The sequence below is a fragment of the Staphylococcus pasteuri genome, assembly GCF_030547725.1.
GTDB classification, from domain to species: Bacteria; Bacillota; Bacilli; order Staphylococcales; family Staphylococcaceae; genus Staphylococcus; species Staphylococcus pasteuri.
In genome coordinates, this window is the sequence record NZ_JAUOQO010000001.1 from 238987 (window position 1) to 265267 (window position 26281).

The 26281-nt window shown below is 31.5% G+C and carries 23 protein-coding genes and 1 pseudogene; 7 read left to right on the forward strand and 17 right to left on the reverse strand.

What is annotated here, in order from left to right:
• Window positions 1–35: 35 nt before the first annotated feature.
• Complete coding sequence (locus Q4528_RS01110; RefSeq protein ID WP_046466974.1) at window positions 36–1718, forward strand: CocE/NonD family hydrolase; 1683 nt, start codon at window positions 36–38, stop codon at window positions 1716–1718.
• Between the two features lie 74 nt (window positions 1719–1792).
• On the opposite strand, the gene Q4528_RS01115 is transcribed toward Q4528_RS01110, so the two are convergent.
• The 7 genes from Q4528_RS01115 to panB all read right to left on the reverse strand — a co-directional run bounded on the left by Q4528_RS01115 (window position 1793) and on the right by panB (window position 8814).
• Complete coding sequence (locus tag Q4528_RS01115) at window positions 1793–3157, reverse strand: zinc ribbon domain-containing protein (RefSeq protein WP_046466973.1); 1365 nt, start codon at window positions 3155–3157, stop codon at window positions 1793–1795.
• Entirely contained in the window at window positions 3157–4248 is a 1092-nt protein-coding gene (locus tag Q4528_RS01120) for a zinc ribbon domain-containing protein (protein ID WP_029055957.1), read from the reverse strand. The genes Q4528_RS01115 and Q4528_RS01120 overlap by 1 nt, the downstream gene beginning before the upstream one ends.
• 344 nt (window positions 4249–4592) lie before the next feature.
• Complete coding sequence (locus Q4528_RS01125; RefSeq protein WP_046466972.1) at window positions 4593–5480, reverse strand: TcaA second domain-containing protein; 888 nt, start codon at window positions 5478–5480, stop codon at window positions 4593–4595.
• 184 nt (window positions 5481–5664) lie between these two features.
• The gene (locus Q4528_RS01130) at window positions 5665–6606 is read right to left on the reverse strand and encodes a zinc ribbon domain-containing protein (protein ID WP_046466971.1); all 942 of its coding nucleotides are present in this window, start codon (window positions 6604–6606) and stop codon (window positions 5665–5667) included.
• Window positions 6607–6766: 160 nt separating this feature from the next.
• A complete protein-coding gene (panD, locus tag Q4528_RS01135) occupies window positions 6767–7150 on the reverse strand; it encodes an aspartate 1-decarboxylase (protein ID WP_017636620.1) in 384 nt (127 codons plus the stop codon).
• Between the two features lies 1 nt (window position 7151).
• On the reverse strand, window positions 7152–8003 hold the full coding sequence (panC, locus tag Q4528_RS01140; RefSeq protein ID WP_017636621.1) for a pantoate--beta-alanine ligase: 852 nt from the start codon (window positions 8001–8003) through the stop codon (window positions 7152–7154).
• Complete coding sequence (gene panB, locus Q4528_RS01145) at window positions 7996–8814, reverse strand: 3-methyl-2-oxobutanoate hydroxymethyltransferase (RefSeq protein ID WP_046466970.1); 819 nt, start codon at window positions 8812–8814, stop codon at window positions 7996–7998. The genes panC and panB overlap by 8 nt, the downstream gene beginning before the upstream one ends.
• Before the next feature lie 76 nt (window positions 8815–8890).
• Here panB and Q4528_RS01150 point away from each other — a divergent pair, with 76 nt between their 5' ends.
• Window positions 8891–9769 (forward strand): oxidoreductase, encoded by an 879-nt coding sequence (locus Q4528_RS01150; protein WP_046466969.1) that lies wholly within the window; start codon window positions 8891–8893, stop codon window positions 9767–9769.
• A gap of 63 nt (window positions 9770–9832) precedes the next feature.
• On the opposite strand, the gene budA is transcribed toward Q4528_RS01150, so the two are convergent.
• The 5 genes from budA to Q4528_RS01175 form a co-directional block, all read right to left on the reverse strand.
• Window positions 9833–10537 carry an acetolactate decarboxylase gene (budA, locus tag Q4528_RS01155; RefSeq protein ID WP_017636624.1) on the reverse strand — a complete coding sequence of 235 codons (705 nt, stop codon included), beginning with the start codon at window positions 10535–10537 and terminating at the stop codon, window positions 9833–9835.
• Between the two features lie 34 nt (window positions 10538–10571).
• The gene (gene alsS, locus Q4528_RS01160) at window positions 10572–12236 is read right to left on the reverse strand and encodes an acetolactate synthase AlsS (RefSeq protein ID WP_017636625.1); all 1665 of its coding nucleotides are present in this window, start codon (window positions 12234–12236) and stop codon (window positions 10572–10574) included.
• A 110-nt stretch (window positions 12237–12346) separates the two neighbouring features.
• Entirely contained in the window at window positions 12347–13300 is a 954-nt protein-coding gene (locus tag Q4528_RS01165; RefSeq protein WP_017636626.1) for an L-lactate dehydrogenase, read from the reverse strand.
• 346 nt (window positions 13301–13646) lie between these two features.
• Window positions 13647–14528 (reverse strand): cidABC operon transcriptional activator CidR, encoded by an 882-nt coding sequence (cidR, locus tag Q4528_RS01170; RefSeq protein ID WP_017636627.1) that lies wholly within the window; start codon window positions 14526–14528, stop codon window positions 13647–13649.
• A 31-nt stretch (window positions 14529–14559) separates the two neighbouring features.
• Complete coding sequence (locus Q4528_RS01175) at window positions 14560–15246, reverse strand: YoaK family protein (protein ID WP_303520213.1); 687 nt, start codon at window positions 15244–15246, stop codon at window positions 14560–14562.
• Between the two features lie 330 nt (window positions 15247–15576).
• Here Q4528_RS01175 and Q4528_RS01180 point away from each other — a divergent pair, with 330 nt between their 5' ends.
• Complete coding sequence (locus Q4528_RS01180) at window positions 15577–17031, forward strand: APC family permease (protein WP_029055948.1); 1455 nt, start codon at window positions 15577–15579, stop codon at window positions 17029–17031.
• A gap of 75 nt (window positions 17032–17106) precedes the next feature.
• Here the strand turns inward: Q4528_RS01180 and Q4528_RS01185 are convergent, their stop codons facing one another.
• Complete coding sequence (locus tag Q4528_RS01185) at window positions 17107–18444, reverse strand: aspartate aminotransferase family protein (RefSeq protein ID WP_017636630.1); 1338 nt, start codon at window positions 18442–18444, stop codon at window positions 17107–17109.
• 263 nt (window positions 18445–18707) lie between these two features.
• On the opposite strand from Q4528_RS01185, the gene Q4528_RS01190 reads away from it, so the two are divergent.
• Window positions 18708–19139 (forward strand): hypothetical protein, encoded by a 432-nt coding sequence (locus Q4528_RS01190; RefSeq protein ID WP_072291833.1) that lies wholly within the window; start codon window positions 18708–18710, stop codon window positions 19137–19139.
• 57 nt (window positions 19140–19196) lie between these two features.
• On the opposite strand, the pseudogene Q4528_RS01195 reads toward Q4528_RS01190, so the two are convergent.
• Window positions 19197–20130: pseudogene (locus Q4528_RS01195) on the reverse strand (YdeJ family lipoprotein).
• Window positions 20131–20434: 304 nt separating this feature from the next.
• Between Q4528_RS01195 and Q4528_RS01200 the strand changes: the two are divergent.
• Together Q4528_RS01200 and Q4528_RS01205 are read left to right on the forward strand one after the other, a co-directional pair.
• A complete protein-coding gene (locus Q4528_RS01200) occupies window positions 20435–20992 on the forward strand; it encodes a hypothetical protein (RefSeq protein ID WP_017636632.1) in 558 nt (185 codons plus the stop codon).
• A 216-nt stretch (window positions 20993–21208) separates the two neighbouring features.
• The gene (locus Q4528_RS01205) at window positions 21209–22570 is read left to right on the forward strand and encodes an FAD-dependent oxidoreductase (protein ID WP_046466968.1); all 1362 of its coding nucleotides are present in this window, start codon (window positions 21209–21211) and stop codon (window positions 22568–22570) included.
• A gap of 64 nt (window positions 22571–22634) precedes the next feature.
• Here the strand turns inward: Q4528_RS01205 and Q4528_RS01210 are convergent, their stop codons facing one another.
• Window positions 22635–23852: a putative glycoside hydrolase gene (locus tag Q4528_RS01210; protein ID WP_232159553.1), complete on the reverse strand. Its 1218-nt coding sequence runs from the start codon at window positions 23850–23852 to the stop codon at window positions 22635–22637.
• 157 nt (window positions 23853–24009) lie between these two features.
• Window positions 24010–24468 carry a P-loop NTPase family protein gene (locus Q4528_RS01215; RefSeq protein WP_046466966.1) on the reverse strand — a complete coding sequence of 153 codons (459 nt, stop codon included), beginning with the start codon at window positions 24466–24468 and terminating at the stop codon, window positions 24010–24012.
• A 155-nt stretch (window positions 24469–24623) separates the two neighbouring features.
• Between Q4528_RS01215 and Q4528_RS01220 the strand changes: the two genes are divergently transcribed.
• Entirely contained in the window at window positions 24624–25514 is an 891-nt protein-coding gene (locus Q4528_RS01220) for a fructose bisphosphate aldolase (protein WP_017636636.1), read from the forward strand.
• Window positions 25515–25572: 58 nt separating this feature from the next.
• Here Q4528_RS01220 and Q4528_RS01225 read toward each other — a convergent pair whose 3' ends face one another.
• Entirely contained in the window at window positions 25573–26151 is a 579-nt protein-coding gene (locus Q4528_RS01225) for a PadR family transcriptional regulator (RefSeq protein ID WP_046466965.1), read from the reverse strand.
• Between the last annotated feature and the right edge of the window lie 130 nt (window positions 26152–26281).

The following is a 26281-nucleotide window of genomic DNA, read 5'->3' on the forward strand; positions in this document are numbered from 1 at the left end:
GTAAAGAAAAAGAAATCATGTAAAGGATGATTCATATGACAAGCAAATTATTAGGAAATCCAAAATTAACTGTTACAGATGTTAACGATGTCAAAGAAGATTTAAATCATATTGTTGTAGATAGTGTACAATTTGGTAATCAAGAAATGATTATGGAAAAAGACGTTACTGTAGAAATGAAAGATGGCGAAAAATTATATGTGAATATTTTCCGTCCTAACAAAGAAGGTCAATTCCCAGTAGTGATGTCTGCAGATACGTATGGTAAAGATAACAAACCAAAAATAACTAATATGGGGGCTAATTGGCCAACATTAGGTGCTATACCTACTTCAAGCTTCACGCCTGAAGAATCACCAGATCCAGGTTTCTGGGTACCTCAAGATTACGTTGTTATCAAAGTTGCTTTACGAGGTAGTTCAAAATCTAATGGTGTCTTATCTCCATGGTCAAAACGTGAAGCAGAAGATTACTATGAAGTGATTGAATGGGCTGCACAACAAGAATGGAGTAATGGTAATATCGGAACTAATGGTGTGTCATACCTTGCAGTTACGCAATGGTGGGTTGCGTCATTAAATCCCCCTCATTTAAAAGCTATGATTCCATGGGAAGGTTTAAACGATATGTATCGTGAAGTTGCTTTCCACGGCGGTATTCCAGATACAGGATTCTATCGTTTCTGGATTCAAGGAATCTTTGCGAGATGGACAGATAATCCAAATATTGAAGATTTAATTCAAGCTCAAAAAGACCATCCATTATTCGATGATTTCTGGAAACAACGCCAAGCACCACTTCATCAAATCAAAACACCTATCTTAGCTTGTGCAAGTTGGTCAACTCAAGGTTTACACAATCGTGGTTCATTTGAAGGATTTAAACAAGCAAGCTCAGAAGACAAATGGCTATATATCCATGGTCGTAAAGAATGGGAAAGCTATTATGCTAGAGAAAATCTTGAACGTCAAAAAGCGTTCTTCGATTATTACCTAAAAGAAGAAGATAATGATTGGAAAGACACACCAACTGTCACTTATGAAGTAAGAGACCAATTCTATAGAGGTGAATTCAAAACAGCAACATCATTCCCATTACCAAATACTGAATATACTCCTTTATATTTAAATGGTAAAGAATTAACATTAAATCAAAATGCTGTCTCTGAAGAAAATACAACTAGTTATGATTCTGAAAATGAAAAAGACGAAGTACGCTTCAGTTATACATTTGATAAAGATACAGAATTAGTAGGTAATATGAACTTAAAATTATGGGTAAGTACAGATGATACAGACGATATGGACTTATTTGCAGGCATTAAAAAATTAGACCGTCGTGGTAATGAAGTACACTTCCCTGACTTTAACCATATTGAAGATGGTCAAGTTGCAACTGGTTGGTTACGTGCTTCACATCGCGAATTAGATCAAGAAAAATCAACCATTGCTCAACCTTGGCATGCACATGAACAAGAATTAAAACTTAATAATGGTGAAGTCGTTCCTGTAGAAATTGAATTACTACCTTCAGGCACATTATTTAAACAAGGTGAAACTCTAGAAGTTGTTGTAAAAGGAAGCGAAGTAGTAAAAGGTAATAGTACACCTGGTATGAGTACACGTTATGAACATAACGAAACAGTAAATAAAGGACATCATCATATTCACACTGGCGGACAATACGATTCTCAACTAATCATTCCCGTAACAAAATAAATATATTAAAATGACCACTCAAAAGGATTTCTCCTTTTGGGTGGTCATTTATTATTAATTATTTTCTGGAACTTTTAGTATCCAGAACCTACTTTTTCTCCGTCTTCATCATATTCAGTTACATAACCGTCATCTGAATCTACAGTATATGAACCTGCTAAATTACCATCTTTATCTTCAAATGAGAATCCCCATTTGCCATCATCTGTTTTTTCAGGTTCTTTGTACGTATATTCATCTGTATCTAATGTATGTCCTTCATATGACTCAACTTTGTCGATAACGTTATCACGAGTTACTTCTTCTGAATCACTGTCACTATCATCGTCATCATCATCGTCGTCTGATTCCATTTTCTTATCGTAATAATCATCTATAGCGTCTTCATCAAATTTGACTGTTACATCTGATACGCCATTATCTTCTTCACTAGCACTTGAAACATTTACAGAACTTGATTTAAATGTTTCACCTTCTAAAGTACCTTGTGCATATACGATAACATCTTCGTCAGGATCATAAGGACCAAATGTATCAGATTCATCACCTTCATTTTTATCGTTCACGTAGATGTTAATATCATCTAACATTGATCCGCCTTCAGTAGTTACGTTGAATCTCTTTTGTCTAAATGATTCTTTCGCAATACCGTCTTCTTCACTCATAGTAATGTTAATTGCACCATCGAATGTTTTACCTTCCATTTTCTTAGAGGCCTTTAAATTATAATCTCCAATTGGGAACGTGCCCATTGGTTTACTTTCAGCTTCATCAACAGAAAGATGATGTTTTTCCCCATTAAATTTATAAGTAATATCACCGGTATCAGTAGGTTCAATATATACCTTTTTTTGTGGAATATTGAATTTATAGTTATTAAAGAATAAATATTTTTTGCCGTCTTTTTCAATATTTAATACATTATCATCGTCTGTATTAACAGATAAACTATGATATTTACCGTGCTCAACTTCTTTCGTATTACTTTCAATTTGGTTTGCTACATTAGTTAAGTCGCCTTCAGCCTTGAGGTAATTTAAATAAGCACGTGCTTCTTGTTCACTCAATTTATTATCTGCTGAAGTCACTTGTTTAGCTAGACCTTTTGCATCATCTTTCTTAACTGCATGTGCGATTTGGTCTGCTTGTTTTTCAGGTGAAAATTGATGTTTTAAAATCGCAAAGATAGCAATTAACATTGCTAAAACAACTGCAACTATAACAATGATTAATATTGTTTTTTTCTTACTTTTCTTCGGTTGTGGTTCATATTGTTGATACATAGATGCATTATTATAACCTTGGTTATGTTGTTGTGAATGAGTATGATTGTGAGAATTTTGTTGTGAATCCTGAGATGCGTTAACTGGTGCCCCACAATTAGTACAAATTTTAACGTCTTGGCGTAAGGGTTTACCGCAATTACTACAATATTTCATTAATAACCACTACCTCCACCGAATAAGTTATTAAAGAATGAATCTCTTGTTTCATCAAATGATTCTAAAATACTTGAAAGTGTTACTTCTCCGAAAATTCTCATCAAGATAAAAATAACAATTAAGTAAATAACAATACCATAAAAACTTGAAAATCTAGTGAAGTTAATACCACTATATTTCGCAATTAAATATACACCAGAAGCTACAAGTATAACGAAAGATAACATTAAGACAACCATGCCAAATGTGTATGCTTCCATAACTAATAGAATGATAGATACAAGTAACATTGCAACTGTGACACTATTAATTAATATGAAATCAGAAAATACCTTTTTAAATGGTATCGCTTGAACTACAACTAATCTTGTCATTCCGAATATTGTACCTACAATTGCAGCTAAAAGAATAATTAAGCTAATAATAATAGAGAACACGATTTTGGATTCTGAAGTAAATAAAGATACTTCTTCTGGAATAGCTAAGAAAAGAATGATTGCAAGTACGATTAATCCAATTGCTAATAGTGAACCTAATAATTTAAAACTGAATGTATGAGTACTTTTAATCTCTCTATCAGGATCTACAAAAGCACTTTTGAAGAAACCTTTACTTTCTTGAGTCACTTCTTTAGCTTGTTCACTAAACTGATTTGTTTGTTGTTGATACTGATGTGGTTGTTGTTGGTACTGTTGATTTTGATTATAGTTTTGATATTGATTCTGGTATTGGTTCTGATTTGGATTTTGATTTTGATTTTGATTCTGGTTTGGGTTTTGATTTTGGTATTGCTGTTGTGTGTTGTTAGGTTGTGAGTGTTGGTATTGATTGTGATTTGCGTGAGTTTCTGCAGATGCATTACTTTGATTCATTGATTGTGATTGTTCATGTGAGGCATTGCTAGTAGAATTCATTGTGCTATTATGAGTTGATTGAGTGGCCTGTTGTTTATTTGAGTGAGAATCAGCTTGTTTAATATCGTCCTCTGCTGATGTAACTGCATTAGATTGACGATTAACTTTTGTGCCGCATTCTCCACAAAATACATCATCTTGTTCGATTTGATGACCACAATTAGGGCATTTCATAATGGTACCTCCAGTATTTTATTGTTTATCTTTGCAAATTATAACATTTTATTTATGTTGTTTTCTATGAAATTTCAAATATTTTTAAAAACCTTTAATAAAGTTTGTTATATTTTTAGATATATCAAATACCTTAATAGATATTTTTACTAAAAAAATATTTTTTAATAGATAGTAAGTAGTTGGTAACACAATTAGTCCTAATATAAAAAGCGTTTTATTTTTTAATTTAAAGTCACACAAAAATACGATATATTGTAAATAAAAAAGCTAGTAAACGAGTTTTGATAAACTCATTTACTAGCCATTTTTCTAAAAGATATGTCCCAGGTTCTTAATTGTTATTATTTATTTTTATGTATTTTCTTATTTAGTTGATGATCAGATTGACTAAATACTTCTGCTTCATTAAATGTAAGAACAACATTAACAGGACTTTCATCACTATTAATAGATGGTACATTCACTTCATTTGATTTAAATGCTTGGTTCCCTACATAACCTACACCATAAACAAGCAAGTCATCTTCTCCACTAAAAGGTCCATAAGTAATATAGTCTTTTAATCTACCAACATTTTTATCATTAATAACTAAATCCATTTTATTAAACATATAACTATTTTTAGTTGTTACTTTAAATCGTTTTTCACTAAAATCTTCTTTAGCTAAAGTACCATATTTTTTCAAACTAAAAATAATATTGCCGTCATATGTACGATTTCCGATTTTTTTAGTTGCGTCTAATTTATATTCACCTAAAGGTACAGCATTTAAACTAACGATATGACCTTTTACTAAACGAACATTATACTTTTTGTTATTTAAACGATATGTCAATTTACCATTATCTTTAGCATCTAATGTAAAGTTAAATCGTGGTATTTCAAATTGAAAGTTTTTAAACAAACCGAATAAATGAATCTGTTGATGTATCGTTAAGATTGTCACTCCTTCTAATTCAACATCTTGTGTTTTACCTTTATTTTGTTTTAAATGATATGCTGCCGATGTTAATTGATGTAAGAATTTTTTATTACCACCAAATGAATTGATCAAAGATACATATGCCTTAGCTTCTTCATTTGTTAATTGTTGATTATTGGATATTACTAATTCAATCAATTGGTCCGTATTTTTATGATCGATTGCATCTGAAAATAATTGAACCTTTTTATCTAGTGCGTTTTCTAATCTATAGAAAGATAAAATACTAATTAATATGATCGTCATCAAACAAAGTACCAGTATTATAAGTGACAATGGTTTTTTAGGTTTGCGAAATCGATACCTTTTAGACGCATGAGAAGCATGAATTTGATGCGAATATCTTTCTGTATATTTTTTTGTAGCTAACATAGAATGATAACATCTTGTGCAGTAATCATTATTAATATACATAGGTTTCTTGCATTGTTTACAGTAAGCCATTAAAACCACTATCCCATAATTTCATAAGATAATCGTTGATTAATTGTTCTATAATCATATGACCTAATAAATAAACTAAAATTGTCATTACCAATTGATAGATAATGATACTATATATGCTTGCGATTTTTGTACTATACATAACACTATATTTAGCCAAAATATATGACGGTGAAATGATATATAACATAACACAAGCAACAACTAAGATAATGATAGCTAATTTTGTTACGCCTAGTATAGCTAATATCAATCCTATTAATAATGTTATAACTGAAAACGTATTAACGACAATGAAATCAGACACAACCTTGTGAAGTTGGACTTTCGTGTTTAAACTTATTTTCAAAACACTATACAACACGCCAATTGATAAAGTTGTACTACCTAACATTATCATCAATATATAGAAAGTTATCTTTAAAGGTGAGCTGCTTGCCATAAATAAAAATAAATCTGAAGATAAAATGATTATTAGTAAAGTACTCAATAACGTTCCTATACATACTAATGATAATAAAAAACGATAATTAAATGTGACTTGATTCTCAAAAATATCATCCACAGATTTAAATACATGGGTGAAGAATTTTTTACCTTCAATTTGTAAATCTTTAAAGAAATATTCCATTGACGACATATTATCATCTGTTATTTCTTCAACAAATGAGTCATTTTCTTCAAGTGTAGATCGCTTTCTCGTTGTTTGATGAACCGATGTCGTCTTTTTATATAATTGACGTTCATTATTAACATCATCTTTTTTCTGAGATTGCTTTGAAGTACTTTGAAGTTGTTGGTCCTCTGTCATTGTAGATGCTGTTGGAACGTTTTGTGTCGCTTCATCTGGTTTAATTATTTCTGCACCACATTGAACACAAAATCGATCTTCTGGTTGATAATTCTGACCACAATTAAGACATTTCATGAATTTTTAATTCCTCCACTATAACTATTTAGATAGATTATATTACATTTCAACACCCTATTCTATATTATTTTTATTTTATTTATTAATATTTAAAAAGTCCTAACAATAAATTATACTAATTTGTTAGGACTTGCATTTATATATTTAATTATCACTGTTATAAAACAATTGTGTTTTCTTTTTCATGTATCATTTCAATGATGTCATTATGTTCATTCAATACAGCTACTTTTGGTGCATGATGCTTAATTTCTTCTTCATTTAATTGAGCATAAGTCATAATTATAACTACATCATCTATTTCAACTAAACGAGCTGCAGCACCATTCAAGCAAATCTTACCAGTACCTCTTTCACCAGCAATGACATAAGTTTCAAAGCGCGCACCGTTATTATTATTTACGATTGCAACCTTTTCATTTGGTAATATATCAACCGCATCTAAAATATCTGAGTCAATCGTGATACTGCCAACATAGTTTAAGTTAGCTTCTGTCACCCTTGCTCTATGAATTTTAGAATTCATCATTGTTCTTATCAACTTATTCAGCTCCAATTATTATATTATCTATCAAACGTGCTTTTGAAAATTTAACGGCTAATGAAATAAAGATTTGACCTTCAATTTTAGTTTGTTCTTCTAACTCTGGATAACTATAGATAGCCACTTCATCTACTTGACCACTTGTGTAATCAAGTAAATATTGAGTAATTTCATCTATAATAACTGAACTATTGCGTTCTCCATTATTATATAATTCACGTGCTAATTTCAAACTCTTACTTAAATGAACCGCTTCTTGTCTTTCCTCTACTGTTAAGTAAACATTTCTTGAACTTTTTGCTAATCCATCTTTTTCTCGAACAATATCCACACCTATAATTTCAATTGGCTGATTAAAATCTTTGACCATTTTTTCTACGATTGCCAGTTGTTGCGCATCCTTTTTACCAAAGTAAGCATAATCTGGACTTACAATATTAAACAATTTATTAACTACAGTTACAACACCTTCGAAATGTCCCGGACGTTGTGCACCTTCAAGTACATGTGCTAATTTACCAATTTTAAGTGTTACACCTAGTTCATCAGGATACATTTCTTCTACACTTGGATAAAACACATAATCGACATCAATTTGTTCTATCATTTCAACATCTTTATCAATTTGGCGAGGATATGCATCAAAATCTTCATTAGGTCCAAATTGTAGCGGATTAACAAAAATACTCACTACAGTTACATCATTAAATTCTGATGATAATTCCATCATTTTCAAATGACCTTCGTGTAAAGCACCCATAGTAGGTACAAAACCTATCGTTTGTCCGTGTGTCTTATATTCTTTAGCAATATTTTGCATTTCACTTACCGTTGTTATCACTTTAGTCATTGTTATTTACCTCACTCATAATTTTTTTCTTATACGTGTGTGTTTCAGAGGGAAATGCGCCTGATTTAACTTCTTCATTGTACTGTTTTAAACCATTAATACCAATTGAAAAGTCACTATATTGCTTAACAAATTTTGCATGACGTTCAACACCATAGTTGAGCATGTCATGATAAACCAATACTTGCCCATCAGTGTCTTTTCCTGCACCGATACCTATGACTGGAATCGTCAATTTTCCACTAATTACTTGGGCAAGATCACTAGGTATTGCTTCAAGAACTAGCGCAACTGCACCTGATTCTTCCATAAGGCGAGCATCTTCAATTAATTGTAATGCTGCTTCTTTAGTACTACCTTGTAATTTGTATCCTGTTACGCCTACACTTTGTGGTGTTAAACCTAAATGTGCTACAAAGGGAATACCCATTCTTGTCGCTTTTTTTATAAACGTTGCTAAATGTGCACCTTCCGCTTTAATCGCATTTGCGTTCGTTTGTTGGTATAAATCTAAAGCATGTTGTAAATCCAGCTCATCACTGATACCAACCGTACCAATTGGCATATCTACGACTACAAACGTGTCTGGCGCTCCACGACGTACGGCTTTTGCGTGGTGTATCATATCATCTATTGTAACTTGAACTGTACTTTCGTAACCTAACACAGTCATCCCTAAGGAATCTCCCACTAGTATCATATCTATATTTGCTTCTTGTGCTTGTTTTGCACTAGGAAAATCATAAGCAGTAACCATTGAAATTTTGTTACCTATTTGTTTCATTTCAATTAACTGAGCTAAAGTTTTCAATTCAATTCATCCTCAATTTCCTATATTATTAGCAATAGTATAATGAATCTAATCAAGAAAGGAAAGCATAAATATTATGACAATTGGTGTTATTGGTCCTGGAGCTGTTGGAACGACTATAGTTATTGAATTACAAAAGAAATATCCTGACACTTTATTAATTGGTAAAAAAAGACAAGAATTACATTATTTCCCAGAAAATGAAAAAGAAGGAATCATAATGTCTGTTACACCTTATCAGAATATAATTCAACCTCTTGATGTACTATTCATTGCCGTTAAAACATACCAACTAGATTCTGTACTTTCAAAATTAACTTCAATCATACATGAAAATACATTAATTATCCTTGCTCAAAATGGATATGGATATCTAGAGAAAATTCCTTATGAACATGCATATCAAGCTGTAGTCTATATTAGTGGTCAGAAAAACAATAATAATATCGTGCATTATAGAGACTATTGTCTTCATTTGAAAGATACACCAAGAACAAGACAATTACAAAAGTTAACTAACAAAACTAAAATTGAAATAATACTTGAAGATAATATTGAACAAAAAATATGGTATAAACTATTAGTCAATTTAGGAATTAATTCAATAACAGCAGTAGGTCGTGATACAGCTAAAATTTTGCATTCAGCTCATATTAAACATATTTGTAGAGAAATTATTTCAGAGGGTATTACAGTAGCAAATGCTGAGGGAATCACTTTTGATGAAAGCACGCTAAACTCTATTATGACAATATATGAAGGTTATCCTGATCAAATGGGAACAAGTATGTATTACGATATCATGTCAGATCGGCCTTTAGAAATGGAAGCAATACAGGGCTATATATACAATAAGGCACGACAACATCAATTACATACGCCTTATTTAGATACTATTTATTCATTTTTATCTAGCTATCAACAACGTATTATTCAAAATTCAAGTTCACAATAATTTATTTTTATAGACAAACAAAAAAACTGAGACGTGATCTATCACGCCTCAGTTTTACTATAATTATTCAGCTTCTCTTATTTCATCTGCAATATCTTTATAATCAATATCAGCATTTGTAAATGTTTCATCATATGATGGGAAATGTTGTTCAAATGTTTCGAAGTTTTGTATTTCAACTTTAACGTCTTCGACTTCAAAGTCTAATACGTGACCACCAAAGTTACGATCATCGTTAGCGAAATGAACATGGAAACCTGCTGAACCTACACCATGGAATAATTCTGGTGTAAAGAAACCAACTACAGAACCTTTGATATTCGTTTCAGTTTGTTCAGGTTGTCTACGTGCTGAATCAATTAAACGAGTATACGGTGGTTCTTGACCTGGCATCATACGTACATGCATTTTTTTGAAAACTCCAGAAATTTTTACTGCTGAGAATAAATTTTCACTAAGCATTTTTTCTTTCACTTCATTAAAGACCGCTTCAGATGATTTATCTTTAGTTTGATAAGTCGTATCTGCTGTGAATTTTGCTACTGTAGCATAAGGTGTTAATTCATCGCCTTTTAATTCAACAAATTCTTTATGTTCATTAGCATGATAAGCTTTACCATCAATAAATATTACTTCCCCATTAGAACCAGTAAGTGTTGCTATTCCTAAATCACCATGTTCTAATAGTTCATTAATTGATGCAGTCCCTTTTAGTAATCCTGCCATCAATGTTCCTAATGTACCGTGTTGGTATAAGACATTAGTCATAAACAATTTCACTCCTAATTCGTGTTCATCTTTATTAGTTAAATGCGTCAGGTAACATGTTTGTAGAAAGCTTCATGTTATCTTTATAGTTAACTGGAATATCAATCAATACTGGACCATCAGTGTCATATCCTTCTTTGATAGCTGCTTCTAGTTCTTCTTGGTTAGTGACACGTATTCCTTTAGCACCAAATGCTTCGGCATATTTTACATAGTCAACTGAACCAAAATCTACACCTGATGAACGTTCATATTTCATTTCTTCTTGGAATTCGACCATATTATATTTACCATCATTCCAAATTAATTGAATGATATTTAAATTTTTCCGCACGGCTGTTTCTAAATCTTGTGCTGAGAATAAGAAACCACCATCTCCAGCAACTGAAACAACTTGTGTATTTGGTCTTACAAGTGCAGCTGAAATAGCCCAAGGTAAAGCAACACCTAATGTTTGCATACCATTACTGAATAGTAAATGTCTTGGATTATAGCTTCTGAACTTACGAGCCATCCATATATAGTGACTACCTACGTCCACTGTCACAGTTGTATCATCAGTCAGCATTTTTTGCATTGATTCGATAATTTCGATTGGATGTAACACACCGTCTTCATGTGTTGCTTTAATACCAGTTTCTTCAATAATATGCGCTCTTAATTTTTCTAATTCATCTAAATGTTGTTGATTAATAAATGGTTCATCAACTTTGTTAGAAATGATTTCAATTGTTCCTGCAATATTACCAATTAATTCTTTCATTGGTTGCATATAATTAGTAATTTCTGCTGGAATTTCATCAATATTGATAATTTTAGTATCTAATTCTTTATTCCAGTTACTTGCTTCATATTCAATTGGATCATAACCTATTGTAACTACTAAATCACTTTTACGAAGTAATTCATCACCAACTTGGTTACGGAACAATCCTACACGACCAAAGAAATGATTTTCTAATTCACGGCTAATCACGCCAGCACCTTGGAACGTTTCTACAACTGGTAAATTGGTTTTTTCAACTAATTTACGAATTGCGTTCGTTTCGTTAGCACTTGAACTTCTCATACCAGCAAGTAAAACAGGGAATTCAGCATTTTTAATCTTTTCAATCACATCATTAATATCTTGTTCACTTGGAATACCAAGACTAGGTTTTTCACAATGTGCGATTGCTTTAGATTGAACTGGTGCTGAAATGACATCTTGCGGAATACTAATAAAGCTTGCACCATTTTTACCTGATGTCGCTGTTCTCATTGCGTTTGTCATAACTTCTGATAAAGATTCAGGATCTTGAACTTCTTCACTATATTTTGTTGAATATTTTAATAAAGCAGCATTGTCGATACTTTGATGTGTTAAACGAAGTAAGTCATTACGTTTAACTTGTCCTCCTAATGCTAATACGGGATCTCCTTCAGATGTTGCTGTTAATAATCCAGTAGTCAAGTTACTCACTCCTGGACCACTTGTAACAAGTGCGACACCTGGTTTACCAGTTAATCGTCCTATACCTTGTGCCATCATTGCCGCGTTTTGCTCGTGACGCGTTACAATAAGTTCTGGTCCGTCGTCTTCCAATGCATTGAATAAATAATCAATTTTTGCACCTGGAATACCAAATACGTACTCAATACCATTATTTTTAAAAGTATCAATTACCATATCGGCTGCGGTATATTGTTTGTCTGCCATGCTATTCATTTCCTTCCATTTTTCACATATTTATTTTATCGTGACGATAACATCAGTGTGAAAATGATTCCCCATTACTTGATAAAATATTTAAAGTATATTCTGATAGATTAATCTAAAAGATGTTTCACTGAATCATAAGTTGTTTCTAATGCTTCAACAGATTGTTTGAATAATTCTTTTTCATGATCGCTTAAAGGTGTTTCATAAACCTTGCTTGCACCATTTTCATTGATTAAAGTTGGTACACCAACATATACACCATTAAATCCATATTCACCATTCAATTGTGAAGATACAGTTAATACATTGTTTTCATTATTTAATAATGCTTTTGAAATTCTTAATAATGCTAGTGCAATACCATAATAAGTTGAACCTTTAGCTTGAATGATTTCATAAGCAGCATCTCTTGTTTGTTCATAAATTTCTTGTGCTTTAGCTTCGCTACCAGTTTGTTCTTTAAGTGTGTCATAAACTGAAATACCAGCAATGTTGGCTTTTGACCATACAGCTAATTCAGAATCACCGTGTTCACCAATAATTGAAGCGTGGACACTTGCAGGTGCTACATTCAATTCTTTACTAATTAAATATCTAAGTCTTGAAGAGTCTAATACTGTACCTGAACCGATAACGCGTTCAGCTGGTAATCCAGTTAACTCTTTAACATAACGAGTTAAGATATCTACTGGATTTGCAGCGATTAAGAAGTAACCATCAAAACCACTATCCATAATACTAGTTACAATATCTTTCATGATTTTTGTGTTTTTCTCTACTAATTGTAAACGTGTTTCACCTGGTTTTTGTGGTGCTCCAGCTGTAATTACAACTAAATCTGCATCATTACAATCACTATATTCTCCAGCTTTAACGACAACTGGTGAATCACTATGAAGTGCGCCGTGGTTTAAGTCTTGAACGTCAGCATTAACTTTATCTTTAGCAATATCGATAATTACGAATTCATCTGCAACACCTTGAGTTACCATTGCAAATGCATAACTAGATCCTACTGAGCCATCTCCAACTAAAACAACTTTTTTACCAAATTTTTTCATATCGAAAAACTCCTTCATTTTTGATGAGACTGAATACAAAGCATATGTTATCGCCTCATACATATATTTAATTACATATAATCCACTTTCATTTTAAATATACTTTATTAATATTTGTGTGTAAACATACAAGGGTTCAAATGATGTTAACGTCACTAATTTGTTGGTTTTAAGTTCCCTACGCACTTAATTATAGTAGTTTGCGAAGTATTAATAAAATACATAATTTCGATTAATAACATTCCAAAAAGGAATAGGTTTGATATAGAAAAAAGTAATAGAAAAAATACTTCAATGTACATGTCCATTAAAGTATTTTTTACTGTTCTGATATTAAATTAAATGTCTATTTCGTTCTTAAGTCTTTTATAAATTGAATCCATTCACGTGTTACAAAATTAAGATATGCATCTCTTCTCCAAATTAAACCTAGATGCCATGATAAATCTGCATTTTCTAATTGTAATGCTTTTACATTATCTCCCATTAAACGAACTAAACTCTCTGGTACCACGCTAATTCCGATACCTTGACTAATCATATTCGCTATAAAACTAATTTGAGATATATTAGCTACAGTCTTAGGATAAAATCCTAGTCGCTTACAGTTTTCAATAATTTGATCTTTAAGATAATAATCATCATGGAACAATACAAATTCTTCCTCTTTAAGTTCAGCTAAATCGACTTTTTCTTGTTGTGCTAGTGAATGATTTTTACTAACCACTAACAATAACTCTTCATTATATAGTGAAACTGAATGAAATAATGATGCATCGACAGGTAACGTCGTAATTCCAATATCTACTTCATCTGTTTCTGTGAGGTTCTCAACTATTTTACCTCCACCTTCCATGACTTCATAAGTCACTTTCGGATATAACTGGTGAAATTGATTCAAACTATCAGTAAATAATTGAACATTCATCATTGGTGACAAGGCTATTCTAATATGTCCTTTTTGCACATTCATGACATCATTCATCTCTAATGATAGTTTTTCAAATAACGCTAAAAATTCTAAACTGTTATCATAAAATGTCTGACCAATATCTGTCAGTTTGATTTGCTTTTGAGAACGATCGAATAATGTTATATCGTATTCATTTTCTATACTTTTGATTGCTTTACTTATCGTTGACTGTGCGATATATAGATGTTCTGATGCTTGTGTCATACCACCACGTCTGACTGTTTCAACAAAGTATTTGATTTGTTTTATTTCCATAGCTTTTACCTCTTAAATTAAAGTTTAGTAGTTATTCAGCTGTATGTTCTCTTCTATAAATTAATGAACTGTAAAATATAAAAATGACTATCAATATTGTTGCCGCAACTAATATGGCATAAGTTCCTAAAAATAGTTGAACTTCTGCTGAGACAATGGCACCAATAATAAAGCTTAATACTATTCTAATGTAAAGTTGAGCCTTTCTCAATTGAGCCTTATCCTTATTTAACATATACTCACTCAATGCAATGACACCATTCTTAATGTTTCCTGTAGAGAAGGTATTATTATATCCTTCCCCCTCAATTTTACTAAAAGATGTTGTAAGCATTGCCATACCAAATGCTAGTGGAGGGAGAATATATAAATTTGAAACAGAAGTAGGTAAAAACCCGACAATAATACAACTTAATGTGATAGGCACTAAAGATACTAATCTCCAATATCGTGTTGCCATTTGATGATGGATTAAAGAGACGAACATGACACCAACCATAAATGAAATGACTGACGAAATTTTTAACATTCCTCCATTTAAATCACTATGTGATAACTCTGAAGCAAGAAATATAATGTTTCCTGTTTGTCCGGCTGCAAGTGTGCCTCCTCTAGTTAAGAAGGTATATGCATCAATATATCCGCCTACAAAGGTAAGAAGTACGGCAATTTCTTTACTTTGATATATGTTCTCTCTAATAAATTTTTCTAAAGCCACATTTATCGCCTCTATTTTTTACTTTTAAAATATTAAAACGTGATAATCTTTATTTTATTGAAAGTTCAATATAACTCTATTGTAAAGAATAAATTGTAAAAAGCTAAAATATAGTTCACATTTATTAAAAAAATACTTTTTATAGGGTTATTTTCTGTTATAATCAAGTTTATCCTTTTATATTTGAATATTTTGTCAACAATATCCTCCAATTAAAACGGAAAGTTTTAATTTTTCAGAATTTTTAGACAAAATATAAACGATTTATGCTATTATATAAATTATTAAAATGACAGTTAAATATAACTCATTTATTTACGGAGGTTTAGTATGTCTAGTTTTTTTAAACGTTTAACACAAAAAGAAGATCCTTCCATCTATCAAAGTAAAGATGGTCATTTAAAAAGAACTTTACGTGTTCGTGATTTTCTTGCATTAGGTGTGGGTACTATCGTTTCCACATCAATATTTACATTACCTGGGGTAGTAGCTGCGGAACATGCAGGTCCAGCAGTAGCTCTATCATTTTTATTAGCAGCTATTGTAGCCGGATTAGTTGCATTTACATATGCAGAAATGGCCTCTACAATGCCCTTTGCTGGTTCTGCTTATTCATGGATCAATGTCTTATTTGGTGAATTCTTTGGTTGGGTTGCAGGATGGGCCTTATTAGCAGAATACTTCATTGCCGTTGCATTCGTTGCATCTGGTTTCTCGGCCAATTTAAGGGGTCTAATTAAGCCTCTTGGTATAGAATTACCTAAAGCATTATCGAATCCATTAGGTAGTAATGGCGGTGTCATTGATATTGTCTCTGCCATTGTTATTATTTTAACTGCATTACTTTTATCAAGAGGTATGAGTGAAGCTGCTCGTATGGAAAATATTTTAGTAATTTTAAAAGTATTAGCTATCATATTATTTGTAATTGTAGGTTTAACTGCCCTTAACTTTAGCAATTATGTTCCATTTATTCCTGAACATAAAGTAACTGATGCAGGTGATTTCGGTGGTTGGCAAGGTATTTATGCTGGCGTATCTATGATTTTCTTAGCATATATTGGATTTGATTCAATCGCTGCTAACTCTGCAGAAGCGGTTAACCCTTCTAAAACAATGCCTAGAGGTATTTTAGGTTCTTTAGTCATTGCTGTCGTATTATTTGTAGCGGTAGCATTAGTATTAGTAGGTATGTTCCATTACAGTCAATACGCTGATAATGCTGAGCCTGTAGGTTGGGCATTACGTGAAAGTGGTCATGGTATTATTGCAGCTATAGTACAAGCTATCTCAGTTATTGGTATGTTTACTGCTTTAATTGGAATGATGTTAGCAGGTTCAAGATTGCTATATTCATTTGGACGTGATGGTTTGTTACCTGCTTGGTTAGGAAAACTTAACAACAAACATTTACCAAATAGATCCTTAGTTATTTTAACAATCGTCGCCGTTATTATTGGATCAATGTTCCCATTTGCTTTCTTAGCACAATTAATTTCAGCTGGAACATTAATAGCATTTATGTTTGTTTCGTTAGCAATGTATCAACTTAGAAAACGTGAAGGTAAAGACTTACCTGTTCCATCGTTTAAGTTACCATTGTATCCAGTATTACCAGCAGTAACTTTTATCCTTGTTCTATTAGTATTCTGGGGATTAAGTTTTGAAGCTAAATTATATACATTAATTTGGTTTATTGTTGGTATAATCATTTATCTATTTTATGGAATGAGACATTCTAAAAAAGACCGTGACGATGCATATCACTCACCTAAAAAATCTTAAAAACATAAAAAAAGAGTTCCACGAAGTTTAATTCACTTTGTGGAACTCTCTTTTTTTAGATATTTTCACTATAGATTACCAACCTTGGCCCTCTATTTCATATTGATTTAATTCTCCATTATTTAATGCTTTTATCGCATTTTCAATTGTAGTTAAAGCATAATCTAACTGTTCATATGTGATAACCAATGGAGGTTGGAACCTTAATACGTTACCTGCAACTGCGATAATAACTATGCCTTTATCAAAGCAATAGTTACAAATCTTTAATGCAGCTTCTGGATCACGTGTCTTTTCTATAGAATTAGATACGACATCAATACCTATTGATAATCCTATACCTCTTACATCTCCGATACAGTCGTAATCTTTTACCCATCGATCCATTGTTTGACGCACATATTTACCCTTTTCAGTGCTTGCTTCAAGTAAATGTTCTTCCTCTATCATTTCAAGCGTCGCCAATGCCGCTTCGCAACTAACAGGATTAGCACCCGTAGTAAATAAATGAGCCGGAGCTTCTAGTGTCTCCATAATTTCCTTACGGCCAACAATAGCTGACATAGGTAATCCACCAGCTAATGATTTGCCAAATGTAATTAAATCAGGTGTAAAATCAAAGTGTTCAACTGAACTCCATGTACCTGTGCGACCTAATCCCTGTTGAATATCATCTACAGCAATGAGTATGCCATGTTCTCTACAAATACTTTCTAAAGCTTTGAAATAACCGGGAACTGGCTCTAATAAACCTCCATCGCCTTGAATCGTTTCTAAAACAATACAAGCGACTTCTTCAGCTGGGACATACTTATCAAACATTTCTCGAAGTGGTGCTAAATATTCATCTACAGTATTTGAAGCGGGTTGTTCAAATAAACCTCTATAATTATCAGGAAATGGAATATGGTAAAAACCATTCAATAACGGTCCATAACTTTTTCTCATATTCAAACTAATCGCTGACATGGATAAAGCCCCAAACGTTGAGCCATGATAGGCATTAGTAAAACTAATAATATATGGTCGACCAGTATATGCTCGGGCAAATTTGATAATGCCATCATTAGCATCTGATCCTGTTAAACCGAATGTCACTCTTTTTTCGTAGTCACCTGGTGTAATATCACATAATTTTTTAGACAAACGAATCAATGGTTCATGATACATATAAGCAGGTGTGTAATGTACGAATTTGTCGACTTGTTTTTTAATTGCATCTGTTACTTTTTTTGGTGCATGCCCTACATTTTGTGAACTTGCACTAGCTAATAAATCAATGTATTCTTTGCCATCAACATCAACTAATGTTGCACCATAGCCATGATCAATGGCTAAAGGATAATATTTGATTCTTCCAGATTTAGCAAAATATTGCTCATCTTCTTTTATTAAGTCGTGCGCTTTACTCATAATCAAATCATCCTTCCATGATTGAACTTCACTTCATTACTGTTAATTAATTAGATAAAATAATATTCATTATTCCTCAGTTATAAAATGATTTCGATTTGATGATAGTACTCAATATACTAATATTTTTCAGATTTGTAAATATTTTCCGAAAATTCTAACTAAAAATAATCATAACTACTATTTATACTGAAATATTTGTGTATAAATAGTAGTAAATAGGGAAATCATTACTATCAAATAACTGTTAGGATGTGTTATTTATTTTAAAAATTTTATACCATTTTTTAAGTGCTATAATCATTTCCTTTATCTTATTAATAAGTAATGTCGTTATAGACTTATTTTTACAACATACGCACTTAACTCAATTGTTACTTAATATAGATTTTTTAACTAATCCTCAAAATGTACCAACTTGGATGGAGATAATTATTCACCTATTTATTGGTATTAGCATTTATATTGTTTTTGTGATTTTGTATTATATTTCTAAACATTTTTATCATTTAGCTTATCTACCATTAATGATTATATTTGTAATTATGTACCCTTTACTTATTAGTATTGCTCAAAGATCATTTTTCACATTTAGTTGGTTAGAATACATGTGGTGGATGATTGCACATATTATTTTCACTTTATTAATGTATATCAGTATCAGTTTCATTAGTAGGAACAATAAATATAGATAAAGCAAAAAGGTCGACGCAAATTCATGCATCGACCTTTTTTAGCTTATTTAACTTTTTCTATTCTTCGTCACCATTTTCATCATAATTTAGTAACATTACCATCTTCGTCAACAATATATGATCCTGCTAGGTCACCGTCTTTATCAGTGAATGAGAAGCCCCACTCTCCATCACTATTCTTTTCTGGTTCTTTATATGTGTATGTGTCAGTATCTAATTTGTGACCTTCATAATCTTCAACTTTATCTATCACGTTATCACGCGTTACAGTTGTGTCTTCAGAATCTGAAGAACTATCACTATCATCAGAATCGTCTGATTCACTAAAATCTTGATTTTCATCAATAGGTTCTCCAAAACCTTTAACTTCTTCAGATGACATGTATTTTAACATTTTATCAATTTCGGATTGACTCGCATCATATAATTTAACTGTTTTCGCTTCATCTATAATTCTTTGTGTTTCTCTATCGGAATAACTAGGTGTAACCCATTCTTTTCCTTGGAAATGTGATGGAACATTATAAAGTGTGATTGTGCCATCATTGTTATTTTTATATACAACCTGACCTGCTGCATTAACACTCGGTAATAATACTTGAGTACCTTCTGGTAAACGAGCAGAATTTTTAGGCATGTATGGATTAACGAGCCCATTTGACGCATCTCCATGTTGGATTTCTAAATCTTCAAATTGGCTTTCTTTAGAACCTCTATAACTATCTAGCGCAGTTAACCAAACTTTAGCATAATATTCTTCAGAGTTTGTATCTTCTTGTTGTGATTTTGAATGATTTGAAGATGAATTATTTGAACTACTACTAGATTGTGAAGATTGATTGTTATTCGATTTATTATCACTGTTACTATTACTCTCACTAGTTGAGTCATCAGATACTTTAGAACTTCCTTTGTCATTGTCATTATTTCCAAAACTGCACCCTGCTAAAAGTAAAGATGCTGTTAATAAAGCCCCTGCTACCTTTTTCATTAAACAATCCCCTTTGTTATTTTTGTATATACATTACATTATAATTTTATTATAAACTACATTATTTCAAAAACATATATCCATTTACACAATAGTTGTAATTTACATAACTTTAACAATAGTATTGTTTTCAATATCAATTTAAATCGTTATAGTCCCATCTGTATGAATTATTAAGTTCTTTAACATAACTTAAAGTTTAAGTGTTGATTACTTTAAATTAGCCTATTTATAAAAAATGGGTGGTACACTATTGATGTAAGAAATATTAAATCATTCACTAATTGGAAATGGGGTTTTCATTATGAAGAAACGCTCTATACTAGTAACAACTGTTTTAGCAACTGCTGTTCTCTTTTCAACATCATTTGCTAGTGAAGCTAAAGCTGAGGAAGTCACAACAAACAATGCCGTCCAAGTGGCAAAACAGGCTATGACAAATAGTGGTGGTAATCCCGACTTGCAAAACTTTAATCAAGTTAAAGATAAAGGACAATATTTCATCATTGGTATAAACAATAAATCTGGTGTTGGCGTTGGAACATATAAAGTATATAAAAATGGTGAAGTTGAATATAAAAGTGGTAACTTTGGAGAATATAGTACTTTAAATTCAAAAGATAATTATACTGCACAAGGTATTAGTTCAAAATCCTATAACGAAAAAGAAGATGCTAAACAAGAAAATACATCTGTAGACAGTACAAAAGAGTTAAATGCTTACTATGTTGGTCATGTAAAATCAGATGAACTACCTGAATCTGGCCAAAAAGATATACTACCTAATGAAGCATTAGCTGGTCTGTCACTTGTTGCAGGTACAATACTTATCAGCCAAAGACAATTAAGAAAAACCTCATAAATTCAATATATATATATGTAGAGAGTTATCGTTTTTAAAATGATAGCTCTCTATTTTTTATATAATTTCTCATTTAAATAGTGACGAATTTTTGAAAAATGCCTACTATTTTAGAACAACCTGAATAAAAAAACTATGTCGTGGTATATATTATTTGTAGACAAATTCAATATATAAACGCTTATATATATAAATACATTAGGAGGTAATGTAATAATGAAATATGTAATTGTAGGTACATCCCATGCAGGTTACGAAGTTATTCAAACTATTTTAAAAGAAGATAAAAATGCAGAAATAGAAGTATTCGAAAGTGGTGACAAACCTTCATTCCTTTCTTGTGGTATTCAAAGCTATTTAGAAGATGTATCACCTTCTTTAGATTCTTTACACTATGCAAACGAACAATCATACAAAGACCAAGGTGTTAATATTCATGTTAATAGTACTGTAACGGATTTAGATACAGATAATAGAACAGTTACAGTTGAAAAAGATGGCAATAGTTCAGAAGTATCTTATGATAAATTATTCTTAAGTCCCGGTGGTAAAGCCGTTGCACCACCTTTTGATGGTATAGATAAATATAACAACGTACTATTTATGCGTGGTCGCGAATGGGCAGATCAAATTAAAAAACGCATGCCTAATGCTAAAAAAGCTGTTGTAGTTGGTGGCGGCTATATCGGTATTGAAGCAGCAGAGGCATTTGCTAAAGCAGGTATTGAAACAAAAGTTATCGATGTTGCTGAACGTATTTTAAATACCTATTTAGATTCTGAGTTCACTGATATTTTAGAACAAAATAGTAAAGAACATAACTTAGAATTTATTGGCGGCGAATCAGTAAAAGCTTTAGAAGGCGACAATGAAGGTAATGTAAATAAAGTAGTAACTGATAAAAATGAATATGAAGCGGATACAGTATTAATAGCTGTAGGTGTTGCACCTGCTACTGAATGGTTAGACGGCAAAATTAAACTAGGTAATAAAGGTATTATCGAAATTAATCATAAACAAGAAACTTCAGCTAAAGATGTTTATGCTGGTGGCGACGCTACGTTAGTTCCATTCGCACCTATTGAAGAAGACCGTTATATTGCATTAGCTACTAATTCAAGACGTCAAGGTGTGACTGCTGCTAAAAATATGTTAGGTCATGACGTAGAAATGCCACGTGTCTCTGGTACTTCAGGATTACAATTATTTGATTATAAATTTGGTCAAACTGGTGTTCACGGAACTGAAAAAGACAGCTATGATGGTAATTTAGGTGAAAAATATGTCAAAGAACTTATTAGACCTAAATTCATGCAAGATGAAACAGACATTCACATGAAAGTGATATTTGATGAAGATAGTCATAGAATTTTAGGTGCTCAATTAATGTCTAAAGAAGACGTTACAGAAGCAATTAATACTATTTCTATTGCAATCTCTGCTGGTTATACTTTAGAACAGTTAGCAGTACAAGACTTCTTCTTCCAACCAGATTATGACCGTCCTTGGAACTATTTAAACGTATTAGCTCAACAAGCATTAAATGATACGTTCGGTAGCGATCAAATGTTATTCTAATTCAATATTATTGATTGTAAAACACCTCTTGTGGTTAATTGGCCACAAGAGGTGTTTTTAATTTCTACTTATTTTGTTTATCCTTTTGATAATCTTTATCTTGGTTTTCACCTTTTTTAGGATTAAAGTTAGCGCCTTCAGTATAGTCATTACCTGCATTCCATAATAAGAATTCATTCACACCATTGTCTTTTAAAGCTTGGACTTGATCAGATAATGCTTGAGCATCATATTCTTTATAATTTCCCTCTCCTAAATAAGAAGCAGTAAAGTCTTGAATCCAAGGTCTTGAAATTGGCTTTTTCTTACCTAATTCATCTAAAATACTATTTTCCTTTTGAATATATCTATTTACTGTTTTATATGGTTCTGTATCTGGCGCTTCTAATCCGAAATCACCCGGACTCCAATGAGACGGATAAATCATTGAAGAAATAGCGTCAACATTTTTAGAGATTTTAGGGAAACTTTGTCCAATTCCTGGCGCATTTTTTACTAGTGCAGAATAACCAAAAACATCTGCAGATATTCTAACTTTATACGGTTTTAATTCTTTATGTGCATATTCTAAGTAATTTGTGACCGTATCTACACGTTGGTCACCTTTACTTAATTTACTGTTTTTATAATCGCCTTTATCATAATCTAATTGATCTGCTTCATTTTCAAAACCTTCAGGGAATCTAACATAATCATATTGAATATCTTGGAATCCGGCTTTTGCGGCTGCTTTTGAAATGTTTACATTATATTTCCAAACATCTTTGACAAATGGGTTAACAAAACTTTCTCCTTTGCCATTTTGCCAAACTGAGCCGTCCTTTTCTTTAAATGACCACTCTGGGTGTTCTTTAGCTAATTTAGTATCTTTAAATGTGACTATACGAGCAATGGGATAAATATCATTATCTTTCAATTTTTTCAATAATGGTTTTGCTTCTGCAATATCCATCGTATTTTTATCTATCAATTTATTACCTGTATTAAATTTCATAGTGACATTTCCTTCGTCATCTTTAACATCGATAACCATTGCATTTAATTTTGCATCTTTTACATATTTAATCAATTGATCTATTTTCTCACCTTGTGTTGAATTACTCGTAACATAAATACCTTTAACACCATCTTTAGGGTATGCTACTTTATTCTTTTGGTTTGCTGTTTGTTCTGATTTATTAGTATCTTTATTATCATTGTTGCCATTATTGCTACCATTACTACAACCTGCGATAATTATTGAACTTGCTGCTAATGTCACCCATAATTTTTTATGATTCATCCCTAAACCCCTTATGTGTATTAAAAAAGATTTCTTAACCATTTTATGTTTTTAAACAATATATTAAATTAAAGAAAACTTTTCTTAATTATATATTAGCACATTGCATCATTTAATTTGTATTTTACATACATAAATTATCGGAAATAATTGTTGGTTATTTAATAATCCATAATTTCTCTGGATATTGACGTTTAATCGCTTTTATTTTTTCGTAATTTTCTTTAGGAAAGTCCCATATGTACTTTAGAAATTCTATACTCATTGTTTTAGGATTCGCACCGACATTTTTATTGGTTACAACATGTTTAATATATCTTTTAACTACTCTCAACATACACTTTACTCTTGTTTCTTGTAACCAAATTATTGTATCAGCCTTACACACTCTCATTTCTAAAGTATCTGTATAGTTTCCATCAATAATCCATTTATTTAACATTATTATTTTCTGAATTTCACTAATAAATTGTTGTTGACTTATAGTTGAAATTGAATTTTTCCAAAATATGTCATCTAAATGATAAAGTGGTAAATTCATTTGATGGCTAAGTAGATTGCTTAAAGTTGATTTACCTGTTCCCGGACTACCAATGATTAGTATTCTTCTACACATCATCCCCACCGCCTTTACGAACATTATTATAAGTCGATTTTTTGACTTTATACTATTATAGTGTAATTTTCTTGAAATTTATAAGTTGAATCGCTTGAGAATCAGATTAATTTTTATCATACTGTAGATGAAAGTTAAGTTAAGGAGTGGAAAGTATGAATAAAGAACAATTAGAAAAAATGAAGAACGGTAAAGGCTTTATTGCAGCATTAGACCAAAGTGGTGGTAGTACACCTAAAGCTTTAAAAGAATATGGTATTAATGAAGATGAATATAGCAATGATGATGAAATGTTCAAACTTGTTCATGATATGCGTACACGCGTTGTAACTTCACCATCATTCTCAGCTGATAAAATTTTAGGTGCGATTCTTTTCGAACAAACTATGGATCGTGAAGTTGAAGGTAAATATACTGGAGACTATTTAGCTGATAAAGGTGTTGTTCCTTTCTTAAAAGTAGATAAAGGTTTAGCTGAAGAACAAAACGGTGTTCAATTAATGAAACCAATTGACGATTTAGACGACACTTTAGATCGTGCTAATGAACGTCATATTTTCGGTACTAAAATGCGTTCAAACATTTTAGAATTAAATGAACAAGGTATCAAAGATGTTGTTGAACAACAATTTGAATTCGCTAAAAAAATTATCGCTAAAGGTTTAGTTCCAATTATTGAACCTGAAGTAAATATCAACGCTAAAGATAAAGCAGAAATTGAAAATGTCTTAAAAGATGAACTTAAAAAAGGTTTAGACAATTTAGACAGCGATCAATTAGTTATGCTTAAATTAACTATCCCAACTCAACCTAACTTATATAAAGAATTAGCTCAACATCCAAATGTTGTACGTGTTGTAGTATTATCAGGCGGTTACAGCAGAGATGAAGCTAATAAATTATTAAAAGACAACGAAGATCTTATCGCAAGCTTCTCTCGTGCATTAGCTAGTGACTTAAGAGCTAGTCAATCACAAGAAGAATTCGATAAAGCATTAGGTGACGCAGTAGATTCAATCTATGATGCTTCAGTTAATAAAAACTAATATATTAATATAGAAAAGACACGTGATTAAATCACGTGTCTTTTTTTATTCTTATCTATTATTTAGTTAGTTGTTCTAATTTTTCTTTAGTTTCTTTAATAATCGCATCAAATTTTTCTTTTTTCTCGTTATCATTCATTGCTTGTTGTGATGCTTCCATAAATAATTTAAACACTTCATGTAGTTGTTTACGTGCTGCTTTCATTCCTTCAAAATCAGCATTTTTAAATTGTTCCATTCGTTTCTTAAAGTCTTCATTTTCAGGATTTTCTTCTAAAAATTGAGTACCTTCATCAGTAATAGAATATACTTTTTTATTTCCTTCTTTATGAATAGATACAAAATCTCTATCTTCTAACATTTGTAATATTGGATATACTGAACCTGGGCTAGGTGCATAGAATCCATTGAATCTTCCTTCTAAATCTTTAATAATTTGATACCCGTGTCTTGGTTCTTCTTGTAACATTTGTAAAATGACATATTGAAGATTTCCTTTTTTAAAAAATCTATCTTTGCCATTCATTTGTCTAAAGCCACCAAACTGTCCTGGTCCTCTACCAGGTCCTCCATTCATACCAAATCCTTCAAATCTTCTCATATGACCGTTCATTCTATTTTCATTTCTATTAAACATATTAATCACCTTTCTCTATTTCGATATATCAGTATCATAAACGATATATCGAAATAAGTCAACGATATATCGTTATTTTTTAGTATAAATTAAAACCTGAAACATCTATTTGACGTTTCAGGTTCAATTG

What these genes read in the sequence shown, in the direction of transcription:
- Q4528_RS01125 (WP_046466972.1), bottom strand. Translation starts at nt 5,480, where the DNA reads ATGACGATCATATTAATTAGTATTTTATCTTTCTATAGATTAGAAAAC.
- Q4528_RS01200 (WP_017636632.1), top strand. Translation starts at nt 20,435, where the DNA reads ATGAAGAAACGCTCTATACTAGTAACAACTGTTTTAGCAACTGCTGTT.
- Q4528_RS01130 (WP_046466971.1), bottom strand. Translation starts at nt 6,606, where the DNA reads ATGAAATGTCTTAATTGTGGTCAGAATTATCAACCAGAAGATCGATTT.
- cidR (WP_017636627.1), bottom strand. Translation starts at nt 14,528, where the DNA reads ATGGAAATAAAACAAATCAAATACTTTGTTGAAACAGTCAGACGTGGT.
- Q4528_RS01225 (WP_046466965.1), bottom strand. Translation starts at nt 26,151, where the DNA reads ATGTTTAATAGAAATGAAAATAGAATGAACGGTCATATGAGAAGATTT.
- panC (WP_017636621.1), bottom strand. Translation starts at nt 8,003, where the DNA reads ATGACTAAAGTGATAACAACGGTAAGTGAAATGCAAAATATTGCTAAA.
- Q4528_RS01150 (WP_046466969.1), top strand. Translation starts at nt 8,891, where the DNA reads ATGACAATTGGTGTTATTGGTCCTGGAGCTGTTGGAACGACTATAGTT.
- Q4528_RS01115 (WP_046466973.1), bottom strand. Translation starts at nt 3,157, where the DNA reads ATGAAATATTGTAGTAATTGCGGTAAACCCTTACGCCAAGACGTTAAA.
- Q4528_RS01110 (WP_046466974.1), top strand. Translation starts at nt 36, where the DNA reads ATGACAAGCAAATTATTAGGAAATCCAAAATTAACTGTTACAGATGTT.
- Q4528_RS01210 (WP_232159553.1), bottom strand. Translation starts at nt 23,852, where the DNA reads ATGAATCATAAAAAATTATGGGTGACATTAGCAGCAAGTTCAATAATT.
- Q4528_RS01220 (WP_017636636.1), top strand. Translation starts at nt 24,624, where the DNA reads ATGAATAAAGAACAATTAGAAAAAATGAAGAACGGTAAAGGCTTTATT.
- Q4528_RS01205 (WP_046466968.1), top strand. Translation starts at nt 21,209, where the DNA reads ATGAAATATGTAATTGTAGGTACATCCCATGCAGGTTACGAAGTTATT.
- alsS (WP_017636625.1), bottom strand. Translation starts at nt 12,236, where the DNA reads ATGGCAGACAAACAATATACCGCAGCCGATATGGTAATTGATACTTTT.
- Q4528_RS01120 (WP_029055957.1), bottom strand. Translation starts at nt 4,248, where the DNA reads ATGAAATGCCCTAATTGTGGTCATCAAATCGAACAAGATGATGTATTT.
- Q4528_RS01215 (WP_046466966.1), bottom strand. Translation starts at nt 24,468, where the DNA reads ATGTGTAGAAGAATACTAATCATTGGTAGTCCGGGAACAGGTAAATCA.
- Q4528_RS01185 (WP_017636630.1), bottom strand. Translation starts at nt 18,444, where the DNA reads ATGAGTAAAGCGCACGACTTAATAAAAGAAGATGAGCAATATTTTGCT.
- budA (WP_017636624.1), bottom strand. Translation starts at nt 10,537, where the DNA reads ATGACTAATGTCTTATACCAACACGGTACATTAGGAACATTGATGGCA.
- Q4528_RS01165 (WP_017636626.1), bottom strand. Translation starts at nt 13,300, where the DNA reads ATGAAAAAATTTGGTAAAAAAGTTGTTTTAGTTGGAGATGGCTCAGTA.
- Q4528_RS01180 (WP_029055948.1), top strand. Translation starts at nt 15,577, where the DNA reads ATGTCTAGTTTTTTTAAACGTTTAACACAAAAAGAAGATCCTTCCATC.